This window comes from Burkholderia singularis (genome assembly GCF_900176645.1).
Lineage (GTDB): Bacteria > Pseudomonadota > Gammaproteobacteria > Burkholderiales > Burkholderiaceae > Burkholderia > Burkholderia singularis.
Map to the genome: position 1 here is coordinate 24,770 of NZ_FXAN01000082.1, position 10,898 is coordinate 35,667.

Here is a 10,898-nt window from a genome sequence, read left to right on the forward strand (position 1 = left end):
GGTCGCTACTAAGCCACATGGTCGCAACCGGCGCACAGACTTGCCATCCGTTTATCGAACCATGGCCATGGGCACTATCCATCGAGCTATGCAGCGCTTCACGAAGTCCGCATTGCTGGAAAGAAATTGCGGTATCTGCTCGAGTTTTTCTCGCCAGTGCTCGGCATTGACCATCGCGAAACGATCGAACGATTAAAGGCCACCCAGGACGAGTTGGGCGAGCTGAACGATGTCGTGGCGAGCGAGACGTTGCTTCGTCAAAATGCGTCTCAATTTGGCCAGCATGAAATCGTGGATGAAGCTGTCAGATATCTGCACGGCCAAAAGAAACGACATATGACCCGAGCGTACGAAACGCTGCGTCGCGCTCGATAGCTTGAAAATCACTCAATGTGACGAACCTGACAATGCCGCGACGAAGCCCTCGCGATCTCAGGCGTGCTGATAGCGCAGGTAATTCGTAGAACGCCTGTCAGACTGGACGCGACAGGGCGAGCGTCGGTTGAAGCTTGCGGATTCAACCCGTCGATGCAACGAATTGCTGAAAGCGCTCAGCCGGTGTATCGGAGTCTAGTGTCTTTCGAGGACGCTCATTGAGCCGCCTGGCAACAGCGTTGAGCTTGGCCCGCGAATAGGCCGAGAGGTCGATCCCCTTTGGGAAATACTGCCTGAGGAGCCCATTTGTGTTCTCGTTCGAGCCACGTTGCCAAGGGCTCTGCGGATCACAAGTTGGGACGCGTCATGGCGGCTCCAGTCGTTAAAAGTAGTGACGGAAGGCGTTCAAACATGCGCATGAATCAGCGTGGGTGCCGCGCGCGAAAGGTTCCGCAAGCCAGTTGTCAAAGAGCAACCAGACGAGCCTGAAGTCGAGGCCGCGCGAAATCTAAAAATGCCCTTATCTTGAGCGGCACCGGCAATTGTCCGGTATGGACAAGACTGATCGGGACTGGTGGCGGTTCGAACTTTTCCAGCACGAGCCGTAATTTTCCTTCACGTACAGCCGCCGCTGCCTGATAGGACAAGACGCGCGTCAGGCCGACGCCAAGCGCCGCCGTGTCCATTGCGGATTCCGCGGTATTGGTCACAAGGCGCGGGTGGATCTGCACCGTACGTTCGGTTTTCCCCACAAGAAAATTCCACGCACGCGCCGATGTCAGGCCCTCGAAGGCGACGCATGCATGATTCGCCAGTTCGTCCGGTTTGGCAGGTTCCCCGCGGTTCGCCAGGTAGGTTGGGCTCGCGCATACAACCAGGCGCAATTGCCCGACGTTAACAGCCACGAGCGCACTGTCAGGAAGCGAGCCAACACGCACGGCAACGTCAATATGTTCTTCCAGCATGTGTGTGTTGCGATCCGTCAGGAACAGGCGCGCGTCGATTTCAGGATAGTGGGCCAGAAAGTCCGCCAGTACAGGTGCCACATGCAACCGCCCGAAAACCATGGGAGCTGTGATGACAAGGTATCCCCTTGGCGCTGCATATTCCCCCGTCGCCGCACGTTCGGCCTCTCCGACTTCCTCAAGGATACGGCGACAGGTTGCGACATACGCGGCACCGGCCTCGGTCAGCGAGAGCTGCCGCGTTGTCCGGTTCAGCAGACGAGTTTTCAGATAGGCCTCTAGCTCACCCACCTTGCGGCTGACCGTCGGAAGCGGCATACCCAGCCGGCGACCCGCCGCCGACAGGCTCCCGGCCTCAACGACTTCGATCAGGATGGACATTGCTTCGAGTCGGTCCATTGTCCTCTCGATATATGAAAGAATGATTCTCGATATTAGCGGATTCTCTTTGAATCAGGGAGTCCGTAAGATCGTCTCCGGTCGTTCACAGCAACGTTGTTGTCAAAGGAGATTTCGCCATGTCGTCCCGTATCTCTACCCCCGCTACCGTCGCTGACGCTCCGGTCGCCTCGCACGGTCTGCTCGAAGCCGTCAACAAGCAACTGGGTGTTGTGCCCAACCTGTTCCGCATGGTCGGCAACAGCCCGGCGGCACTCGAAGGCTATCTGAGCCTGATGGGCACGCTCGGCAAAGGCGAGCTGTCGGGGCAGACGCGCGAGCGTATCGCGTTGGCAGTGGCCGAGATCAACGGCTGCGATTACTGCCTGTCAGCTCACACGTACCTCGGGAAGAACGTCGCGAAGCTCGACGACGCCGAAATTACCGCGAACCGCAACGGCGGTTCGAATGATCCGAAGGCTGCCGCCGCTGTGCTGTTCGCGATGAAGGTGGCGGACGCGCGCGGACGCGTGTCGGATGCAGACCTGAAGGCTGTCAAGTCTGCTGGCTACAGCGACGCTGCTGTGGTCGAGATCGTACTGAACGTGGCGCTCAACATCTGGACAAACTACATCAACACGGTTGCCGGAACCGAGATCGACTTCCCCGTCGTGCATGCCAGGAAGGCATAGGGCGCAGAGATGAAGTCGATGCCGCCGGTGCCATGAGCATCAGCCGCACTTGTTTCATGGCGCAAACTGAATTGGACGGAGGGCAAGATGGGCAGTCCGCGGAAATATCCCAGTGACATGGTGTTCACACCTTCCGTCAAATCGCTTCAGGAGCGCTACGGCTCGCGAGAAACCTATGCACGCCGCGAGCACGAAGGTGCATGGGAAACGACCATCACGCCTGAGTGTGCGGACTTTATCCGTCGACAGACGAGCGTATTCTTCTCGACCGCAAACGGCGATGGGCAACCCTATATCCAGCATCGTGGTGGGCCACCTGGATTCCTGCATGTCGTCGACGAGAAGACGGTCGCATTCGCTGATTATTCCGGAAACGAGCAGTACATCACGACCGGAAATCTGGCCGACAACCGGAAAGCTTTCCTGTTCCTGATCGACTACGCTCGCCGCCAGCGGATCAAGATCTGGGGCGATGCGTATATCGACGAGGATACAAAACTGGTTGCCAGGCTGATGCCTCAGGATTATCGAGCCCGTGCCGAGCGAGCCATCGTTTTCAAGGTTTCATTGTGGGATGCCAATTGTCCCCGGCACATCCCGCAACGCTTCGAGGCAGCGGACGTTCGTGCGGCACTCGATGAACGGGATGGCCGTATTCGCGAACTGGAAGCGGAGGTCGAACGCCTGCGTGGAAGAGTCAGTGCGTGACAGGAATGCGTGCCATCGGTGGCAGTGCAGCAGATGATTTCGTTTTCCATGAAGCGGCTTGCGGCGACCGTAACTTTACCAACCTCGAACGAGGGCCGTTCCAAGCATGTCATTCGAGTTGATAGGCGGGTTTAACCTCCATTCGACGAAAGGAATCGGCCCGCCTATAGTCAAAGAAACAGGAAACGCACCGCCGCCTGCCCGAATGGCGGCGCGTGCGCGTCGATCGGACAAGGGGTGACGGCAATGGACATCAGGAACTCAAGCGTGCTGATTGCGGGCCGCTTGAGCGGCAACGACCTCGCGTTTGCGCATTCGCCAGGCGAAGGCAGTTCATGACTACTTTGTCCAACGACTCCGGCGTACGCACGCTGCATTGCGCGGAGCTGCGTCTGAAAGCGTTGTTCGTCGGCGGTCTCGCTGGCAACGCAACCGACTACCGATTATTCCTGGACGAGCTGACGCGTCACCTGCGGGGTTATCTGCGCAAGCGGATTCCCCACTTCCACGAGGATGTCGAAGACCTCGTCCAGGAAATTCTGCTCGCGGTGCACAATGCGCGCCACACCTTCCGGCCAGATGACCCGCTGACGGCCTGGGTTCACGCAATCGCCCGCTATAAATTGATAGACTTCTTCAGGACACGCTCGCGGCGGGAATCGTTACACGAGCCGCTCGACGATCACGAGACCATTTTTTCCGAATCCGACGGCGAGCCGGCCGATGCGCGCCGCGACATCGGCAAGCTGCTCGATCACCTGCCCGACAAGCAGCGGCTGTCGATTTTGCACGTCAAACTCGAGGGACTTTCGGTGGCCGAGGCGGCTCGCCTGACCGGGCTCACGGAGTCGGCCGTCAAGGTCAACATCCATCGCGGACTCAAGGTGCTGGCTGCGCGCGTGCGGGGTGTCGCATGAGAACGGACGATCTCGTCGACCTGCTGTCGACCGGCATCGCGCCGGTAAAGGGTGGCGTCCCCGCGCGGCGGTTCGGCATCGCGCTTCTGCTCGCGGCCACCGGTGCGACACTGCTGATGATTGCGCTCCTTGGCATCCGGCCGGATCTCGCCGTCGTCGCGCGCACCGCGCTCTTCTGGGAAAAGCTCGCGTTTCCGCTGTGCGTTGCGATCGGTGCGGGAATCAGCGCCATACGGCTCGCGCGGCCCGGTGCTCGGGTCGGCTCGGGTTGGCCCGTGATGGCGGCCCCCGTGCTGCTCGTCTGGATCGCGGGCATCGCGGTTGTCGCCGCAGCGTTGCCGCAGGACCGGCTACCGGCGGTGCTCGGGCAATCGTGGCGCGTGTGTCCCTTCAACATCCTGCTGCTTTCACTGCCGGGCTTCGCGGCGATCATGTGGGCCGTGCGCGGGCTAGCGCCCACGCGGCCGCGGCTTGCGGGCGCCGTATGCGGATTGCTCGCGAGTTCGATCAGCACTGTCGCCTACTGCTTTCACTGCCCTGAAATGAGCCCGGCTTTCTGGAGCGTCTGGTACTTGCTCGGCATGCTGATTCCGGCGAGCATCGGCGCGCTGATCGGTGCCCGAATACTGCGCTGGTAGGCCGGTGCGCCGGCGGCGCTTGACTGCGAAGGTCATGCATATCGCCGATCTTCCGAACGATTAGTTATCTATATTATTAGTCCCCCCCCCCCCCACACCGGTCGTTGCACTGCAGATTGCAGCCTGTGACGCCGATCCCGGCGCTGGCGCAAATTCGGCAACCAACACAAGTAGCCCGTTGCGGATTGCCGTTCCGGCACACTGGGCACGCCGTGATTGGCCGCGCTGCGTCGCTGCTCCTGTAGTTGGTTGTTCGAACCGCCGCGGCGGTTACAGCGCGGGCTCGCTTAATGCTTCATGGGGCATGCTAATCGTCCGTCGCATAAAAAAATGTGCCGACTGTAACCAGCCGTCGAAAGCTATCGAATTAACCAGCGTATCTGTTGATCACGGATACCTTCCATCCCGACTACTGGAGAGATTTCATGTCCGCAAAGACCACTGTTAGTTCCGCCTTGCTCGCTGGCGCCGTTGCAAGCCTGCTCGCTTCGGTCGCTCATGCCGCGCCGCTCACGAAGGAAGAGATGAGCGCTGCCGTCGCCGCTCACAAGGAAAAGTGCTTCGGCGTCGCCCTGAAGGGACAAAACGACTGCGCCGCAGGTCCGGGTACGACCTGCCAGGGTACGTCGACGGTCGATTTTCAGGGCAACTCGTGGAAGTTCGTCCAGGGCGGCACCTGCGCGAGCATCGTCGTGCCGGGCGGCGGCCACGGCTCGCTTACGCCGATCAAGTCCTGATCGCAACGACGAGCGAGACGGGACGGCCATGAACGCTTTCACCCGATCAGCGGCGACCGATGCGTCCGGCCGTCCCCGTCGCGCGGTGCCCGGCGCAGCCGGGCTCGTCGGCACGAGCTTCAAGCACGAACATCTCGCGGCAATTCTCGAAGACGGGCCGCAGGACGCCTTCTTCGAGGTGCACGCCGAGAACTATATGGGCGCCGGCGGCCCGCCGCATCGCGCGTTGAACGCGATCCGCGAGCGCTATCCGATTTCGCTGCACGGTGTGTGCATGTCGATCGGCGGATCAGACGGGCTCGACGCCGGCCACCTCGCGCGCTTCAGCGAGCTGGTCGCGCGCTACGAACCCGCGTTGGTTTCCGAACATCTTGCGTGGTCCTCGCACGGCGGCACGTTCTTCAACGACCTGCTGCCGCTGCCCTACACGAAGGCAACGCTCGACACAGTCTGCGAACACATCGATCAGGTGCAGGAAGCCATCAAGCGCCCGATGCTGCTCGAAAATCCTTCGACGTATGTGGCGTTCGCGTCGTCGACAATGATCGAGACGGAATTCATCCGCGCAGTCGCACAGCGCACCGGCTGCGCACTGCTGCTCGACATCAACAACGTGTTCGTTTCGGCGACCAATCACGGTTATCCGGCGCGCGCCTATTTAGCGGATTTTCCGCTCGAATACGTGGGCGAGATTCATCTGGCCGGCCACAGCGAACAGTACGTCGGGCATGCGCCGCTGCTCATCGACAGTCACGACCGCGCGGTCGCCGATCCGGTGTGGGCGCTCTACCGCGATGTGATCGCGCGCACCGGGCCGATGCCGACGCTGATCGAGTGGGACAGCCAGCTGCCGGCTTGGGCCGAACTGCGCGCCCAGGCGCTGGCAGCGCGGCGGATTGTGTTGGAGCATGAGGCCCGATACGCGCGCGAGTCCGACTTGTCTCACCGGGAGCGCACCGGCCATGAAGTCTGAACAGCGCGCGAGCCACTACGCGGCGACCTTCGCGCCGGGACTGACGAACCCGGAACTCGCCACGCCGGAAGGCGTCGTAGCGGCCCGCGGCAAGAGCGTCGACCCGTGCTACAACGTCTATCGTAACAACGTCACGGTCAGCCTCATCGATGCGCTGGCCGCGATTTATCCCGCCGTGCAGCGCATCACGGGCGTCGAGTTCTTCCGCGCGATGGCACGCTTTCACGTACGTGCTACGCCGCCGGTTTCGCCTCTCCTGTTCGAGTACGGGCGCGATTTTCCCTCGTTCATCGAAACGTACGAATATGCGCGCGACATGCCCTGGCTCGCGGATACGGCACGCATCGAGCGCGCCTGGCTCGACGCCTATCACGCCGCGGATGCCGCGCCGCTCGCGGCCGAGGCATTCGCGAGCATCGATCCGGGTTCGCTCGCGCAGGTGCGCTTCGTCCCGCATCCGGCCGCGCGCATCGTGCGCTCGCGTTACCCGGCCGTCGCGATCTTCGCGATGAACCGGGCGGACGGCCCCGTCACCCCGCTGCATTCGGGCGATGCAGAAGACGCGCTCGTCACGCGTCCCGACGACGACGTGATTGTCTCGCGCCTGCCCGCGGGCGGCGCCGTGTTTCTCATCGCGCTCATCGAGGGCATGCCGCTCGGCGCCGCCGCGCAAGCAGCCTTCGAGGAGACCGACACTTTCGACCTGACGGCCAACCTGGCCGCGATGATTTCGGCTGGCGTGTTCGCGGCCGTTCAACTAGGGGAGCAATCAGCATGACGCCTCGACAAGACTCCAGCCCGTCCTTTCCGGGCAACGTCGCGCACGCGATCGGGTGCGCGCGGCGCTTCATCGAGCGGCTCGCGCAACCGTCGTTCGTGCAGCTCGTGCTGCGCCTCGCGCTCGCCGTGCCGTTCTGGAAATCGGGCATTCTCAAGTGGCACGGTTTTCTGCAGCTCAACGATACGGCTATCGATCTCTTCACCGACGAATTCAAGCTTCATCTGCCCGGCGGCCCCTATCCGTTCCCGGCGCCGGCCGTCGTTGCGTTCCTGTCCGCGTGCGGCGAGGTTGGTTTCCCGGTGCTGCTCGTGCTCGGATTCGGCACGCGCTTCGCCGCCGCCGGATTGCTGCTGATGACCTGCATCATCGAGCTGACGGTGCCGGACGGCTGGCCGATCCACATCACATGGGCCGCCATGGCGCTCGGCATCGCCGCATGGGGTCCGGGCGTGATTTCGATCGACTACTTGCTCGGAGACCGCGCGTACCGGTCATGAAAACGCGAGACCTGGTCGCCCGGCTCGCGAGCGACGCATCGCCCGTCGAGCGCAACGCCGTCCCGAGGCGACTCAATCGCGCGCTGATGTACGGCCTTGCCGGCAGCACGGTCCTGCTGGTTGCGCTGTACGGCGTGCGCAGCGACATGCCCGAGCTGATCCTCACGAGGATGTTCTGGGTGCGCCTCTCGTTCCCACTCGCGGTCATCGCCGCGGCCATGAAGCTCGCGGAGCGGCTCGGCCGCCCCGGCGCGCGGCTCGGGCTTGCCTGGTTCGCGGTGGCGCTGCCCATTGCCGCGATGGTACTCGCCGCGGGCGGCATCCTGCTGGCGACGCCGCCGGGGTACCGGCTGCAGCTGATGCTCGGCACGACCTGGCGCACGACGACGGCGAGCGTCGTGCTGCTCGCGCTGCCCTCGCTCGTTGCGATGCTGCACGCGATGAGGCAGCTCACGCCGACGCGTCTCGCGCTGACCGGCGCGGGCGCGGGTGTCCTGGCAGGCGCGCAGGGATTGCTCGTCTACTCGCTGTATTGCTCGGAGATGGCGGCGCCGTTCTGGGGTGTCTGGTACGTGCTCGCGATCGTCATCACGACCGCCGTCGGCACGGCTATCGCGCCGCATTGTCTGCGCTGGTGAGATTCGCGAAGACGCCGGGCATCGCGCTTTTGCCGGCGGTTCCGGAACCTCGACGTTGTCACTCCGCAGCATAACTTTGGAGTCCTTTCCATCTAATTGGCACAGCGCATCCACGCTTCGATGGTTCTCTGAAAATGGTGACGTATGCTCCGGAACGCCCTCAAACGCCTGGTCTGCTTTGCGCCGACAATACGCGCTCTTTGCATGCCCTGGCTTCTTCTTGCGACGCGCGTCTGGTTCGGACAGGTCGTGCTCGTGCATCAGATCATGGTCATGGCGGCAAGCAATGATGTCGGGCTACCCGGCGCCACCTTGCATGCGCCATCCAGCGTGCAGGCCGCGCTGCACGGTATCGTGCCGCTCCTGCTCACCGCAGGTCTCCTGACCCGCCCCATAGCACTGGTGTTGCTCGTTGGCGGATACGGATCGATGGGTCTTGGTCCAGCCGGAGCCAAGCTTGTACTGCTCGCGTGGCTAGTCGTGCTGGGTCCTGGAACATTGTCCCTCGACGCGTTGCTGGCGCGAGGCCTCATGTGGGCCCCACTTGGGCCGGTCCGACAGATCCGGAAAATCTATGAGCTGATCGAACGATATATTTCACCTGTGCTCCTGCTTGTCTCGCGCGCAGGCATCGCGGCATCGCTCAGTCTCGCTTCCGCATCGATGCTTTCGCTGTTCACGCAGGCCGCTCATCACGGGCTGGCAACCCTGTTCGTCTACCCCTCATGGGGCGCCGCGATCCTCGCATTCTGCATCGCAGTCGGCTGCATGACACGGCCGGCGATGCTGATCTATGCCGTCATGGTTCCATTCGCCGGCATAGCCATGTCCATGGACGACAGACTCGCCATTCTTCTGCTGCTACTGATGTTCGTCGCCACGGGACCCGGCGTCTTCTCGGTCGATCGATGGTTCGCCCGCTGGGTGTTCAGCAGCGCGCAGGCAGAAGAAAGCCGGTTGGATCGGTATCCGCAGGTTGTGGTGGTAGGCGGTGGCTTCGGCGGGATCGCGACGGTTCGCGGGCTAAGCAAATCACGCTGCGAGATAACCCTGATCGATCAACGGAACCATCATTTGTTTCAGCCGCTGCTGTACCAGATCGCAACAGCCGCGCTGTCGCCCGGGGAAATCGCAACCCCAATCCGAAGCCTTTTTCGCGGACAGCGAAACGTCCAGGTACGTCTGGGAAGAGTCACCGGCATCGACGCCACCACTCGCGAAGTGCTGGTCGGCGCGGCCAGGGTGAAATTCGACTATCTCGTACTGGCAACTGGCGCACGTCACAGCTACTTCGGCAACGATCACTGGGCATCGTACGCGCCCGGGCTGAAGAGCATAGAGGACGCAACCTCGATAAGGAGCCGTCTGCTGCGGGCGTTTGAAGAGGCGGAATCGGCCGCCGATGAAGCAACCCGTGCCGCGTGGCTCACCTTCGTCATCATCGGGGGAGGGCCGACCGGAGTCGAACTGGCCGGCGCGATTGCGGAATTGGCGCACCATGCGATGGATCAGGAATATCGCACGATCGACCCATCGACGTCGCGGGTGATTCTGATTCATGCCGGGCCGCGCGTTCTGCCGACCTTCCCACCTTCGTTGTCTGCCGCCGCGGAGCATTCCCTTCGCAAGATGGGTGTCACGATGTACCTCGATACCAAGGTGCTGGGCGTCGATCAACATGGCGCCGATCTTGGCAAAGATCGCATTGCATCCCGCACAATCCTGTGGGCTGCCGGGGTGGCGGCGTCGCCAGTTGCCAGATGGTTGAACCAGCCAGAGGACGGGGCCGGACGAATCAAAGTCAGCGACGACCTCTCTGTTCCGGCCGTGGAAGGCGTTTACGCGATTGGCGATACGGCGTCGAGTCTGGGTTGGAAAGGAGCAGCGGTACCGGGGTTGGCGCCTGCCGCCAAACAGCAAGGAAAATATGCCGCACGCGTGATCGACGCGCAGCTTGCGGGGCGCCGTCCGCCTCCCCCCTTTCGATACAAACATTTTGGAAGCCTGGCAACGATCGGGCGTCAGGCTGCTGTGGCGGAGATAGGCCCCATTCGTATGTGGGGCGCGCCGGCCTGGTGGTTCTGGGGCGCCGCACATATCGCGTTCCTCACCGGAGGGCCAAACCGGGCGAAGGTCATGCTGGATTGGTTCTGGGCCTATGTCACATACCGACGCAGCACGAGACTCATAACCGATCCGGCTTCTGACAGGCAGTCCGATTGAATGTCCGCCGGGTGCACAGAGCTGTACGGAGCCGGTGTGGCCGCACCGACTCCCTCAGGTTTCGCTTCAGTCCGGCATACCGTTGAGCAGTTCGGGCGGCGGCGTCAAACTGGTGTAGGTGACCGCGACGACCTTCGACACGTGCTTGCTGACCGACGTCCCCACCGGAATCGAGACCGTGACTGGCGACCCGGTCGACGAGGCGCACGTATAGATCGGCAAGTTCGATTGCTTGGTCGAGAGAAGTGGCCTCGCGAATTCGGACAGTTGGATAAGTAAGGCGGCCAGGGCCTGAGCCGGCGATAATGCCGGCAAAGGAACCCGGAAGATGACGAAGAGAACCCGACGGACGCACTCAGCGGCGTTCAAAGCGAAA

The 10,898-nt window shown here is 62.3% G+C and carries 13 protein-coding genes and 1 pseudogene; 11 read left to right on the top strand and 3 right to left on the bottom strand.

Annotation, left to right across the window (positions count from 1 at the left end; all coding sequences use genetic code 11):
• Window positions 1-45: 45 nt before the first annotated feature.
• Complete coding sequence (locus BSIN_RS17920; RefSeq protein WP_089341478.1) at window positions 46-375, top strand: CHAD domain-containing protein; 330 nt, start codon at window positions 46-48, stop codon at window positions 373-375.
• A 142-nt stretch (window positions 376-517) separates the two neighbouring features.
• Here BSIN_RS17920 and BSIN_RS17925 read toward each other — a convergent pair.
• Both BSIN_RS17925 and BSIN_RS17930 read right to left on the bottom strand, forming a co-directional pair.
• Window positions 518-727: pseudogene (locus tag BSIN_RS17925) on the bottom strand (transposase); the annotation flags it as partial.
• A 112-nt stretch (window positions 728-839) separates the two neighbouring features.
• Window positions 840-1,739 (bottom strand): LysR family transcriptional regulator, encoded by a 900-nt coding sequence (locus tag BSIN_RS17930; protein ID WP_089341479.1) that lies wholly within the window; start codon window positions 1,737-1,739, stop codon window positions 840-842.
• Between the two features lie 119 nt (window positions 1,740-1,858).
• Between BSIN_RS17930 and BSIN_RS17935 the strand changes: the two genes are divergently transcribed.
• The 10 genes from BSIN_RS17935 (at window position 1,859) to BSIN_RS17980 (ending at window position 10,522) form a co-directional block, all read left to right on the top strand.
• Window positions 1,859-2,410 carry a carboxymuconolactone decarboxylase family protein gene (locus tag BSIN_RS17935; protein WP_089341480.1) on the top strand — a complete coding sequence of 184 codons (552 nt, stop codon included), beginning with the start codon at window positions 1,859-1,861 and terminating at the stop codon, window positions 2,408-2,410.
• 87 nt (window positions 2,411-2,497) lie between these two features.
• Complete coding sequence (locus BSIN_RS17940; protein WP_089341481.1) at window positions 2,498-3,118, top strand: pyridoxamine 5'-phosphate oxidase family protein; 621 nt, start codon at window positions 2,498-2,500, stop codon at window positions 3,116-3,118.
• A gap of 335 nt (window positions 3,119-3,453) precedes the next feature.
• A complete protein-coding gene (locus BSIN_RS17945; protein WP_089341482.1) occupies window positions 3,454-4,035 on the top strand; it encodes a sigma-70 family RNA polymerase sigma factor in 582 nt (193 codons plus the stop codon).
• Window positions 4,032-4,673, top strand: a complete 642-nt coding sequence (locus BSIN_RS17950) for a DUF1109 domain-containing protein (protein WP_089341483.1) — start codon at window positions 4,032-4,034, stop codon at window positions 4,671-4,673. The genes BSIN_RS17945 and BSIN_RS17950 overlap by 4 nt, the downstream gene beginning before the upstream one ends.
• 425 nt (window positions 4,674-5,098) lie before the next feature.
• On the top strand, window positions 5,099-5,410 hold the full coding sequence (locus tag BSIN_RS17955; protein ID WP_089341490.1) for a BufA1 family periplasmic bufferin-type metallophore: 312 nt from the start codon (window positions 5,099-5,101) through the stop codon (window positions 5,408-5,410).
• Window positions 5,411-5,438: 28 nt separating this feature from the next.
• A complete protein-coding gene (gene bufB / locus BSIN_RS17960; protein WP_089341484.1) occupies window positions 5,439-6,383 on the top strand; it encodes an MNIO family bufferin maturase in 945 nt (314 codons plus the stop codon).
• Window positions 6,373-7,161 carry an HvfC/BufC N-terminal domain-containing protein gene (locus BSIN_RS17965; protein WP_089341485.1) on the top strand — a complete coding sequence of 263 codons (789 nt, stop codon included), beginning with the start codon at window positions 6,373-6,375 and terminating at the stop codon, window positions 7,159-7,161. The genes bufB and BSIN_RS17965 overlap by 11 nt, the downstream gene beginning before the upstream one ends.
• The gene (locus tag BSIN_RS17970; protein ID WP_089341486.1) at window positions 7,158-7,661 is read left to right on the top strand and encodes a DoxX family protein; all 504 of its coding nucleotides are present in this window, start codon (window positions 7,158-7,160) and stop codon (window positions 7,659-7,661) included. The genes BSIN_RS17965 and BSIN_RS17970 overlap by 4 nt, the downstream gene beginning before the upstream one ends.
• Window positions 7,658-8,299 (top strand): DUF1109 domain-containing protein, encoded by a 642-nt coding sequence (locus tag BSIN_RS17975; RefSeq protein WP_089341487.1) that lies wholly within the window; start codon window positions 7,658-7,660, stop codon window positions 8,297-8,299. Before BSIN_RS17970 ends, BSIN_RS17975 begins: the two co-directional genes overlap by 4 nt.
• A 204-nt stretch (window positions 8,300-8,503) precedes the next feature.
• Entirely contained in the window at window positions 8,504-10,522 is a 2,019-nt protein-coding gene (locus BSIN_RS17980) for an NAD(P)/FAD-dependent oxidoreductase (RefSeq protein WP_256583853.1), read from the top strand.
• Between the two features lie 66 nt (window positions 10,523-10,588).
• On the opposite strand, the gene BSIN_RS26250 is transcribed toward BSIN_RS17980, so the two are convergent.
• A partial coding sequence (locus BSIN_RS26250; protein WP_218192429.1) for a hypothetical protein occupies window positions 10,589-10,898 on the bottom strand: 310 nt, incomplete at its 5' end.

Coding starts and splice junctions, on each gene's coding strand:
- BSIN_RS17930 (WP_089341479.1), bottom strand. CDS start 1,739: ATGGACCGACTCGAAGCAATGTCCATCCTGATCGAAGTCGTTGAGGCC.
- BSIN_RS17935 (WP_089341480.1), top strand. CDS start 1,859: ATGTCGTCCCGTATCTCTACCCCCGCTACCGTCGCTGACGCTCCGGTC.
- BSIN_RS17940 (WP_089341481.1), top strand. CDS start 2,498: ATGGGCAGTCCGCGGAAATATCCCAGTGACATGGTGTTCACACCTTCC.
- BSIN_RS17945 (WP_089341482.1), top strand. CDS start 3,454: ATGACTACTTTGTCCAACGACTCCGGCGTACGCACGCTGCATTGCGCG.
- BSIN_RS17950 (WP_089341483.1), top strand. CDS start 4,032: ATGAGAACGGACGATCTCGTCGACCTGCTGTCGACCGGCATCGCGCCG.
- BSIN_RS17955 (WP_089341490.1), top strand. CDS start 5,099: ATGTCCGCAAAGACCACTGTTAGTTCCGCCTTGCTCGCTGGCGCCGTT.
- bufB (WP_089341484.1), top strand. CDS start 5,439: ATGAACGCTTTCACCCGATCAGCGGCGACCGATGCGTCCGGCCGTCCC.
- BSIN_RS17965 (WP_089341485.1), top strand. CDS start 6,373: ATGAAGTCTGAACAGCGCGCGAGCCACTACGCGGCGACCTTCGCGCCG.
- BSIN_RS17970 (WP_089341486.1), top strand. CDS start 7,158: ATGACGCCTCGACAAGACTCCAGCCCGTCCTTTCCGGGCAACGTCGCG.
- BSIN_RS17975 (WP_089341487.1), top strand. CDS start 7,658: ATGAAAACGCGAGACCTGGTCGCCCGGCTCGCGAGCGACGCATCGCCC.
- BSIN_RS17980 (WP_256583853.1), top strand. CDS start 8,504: ATGCCCTGGCTTCTTCTTGCGACGCGCGTCTGGTTCGGACAGGTCGTG.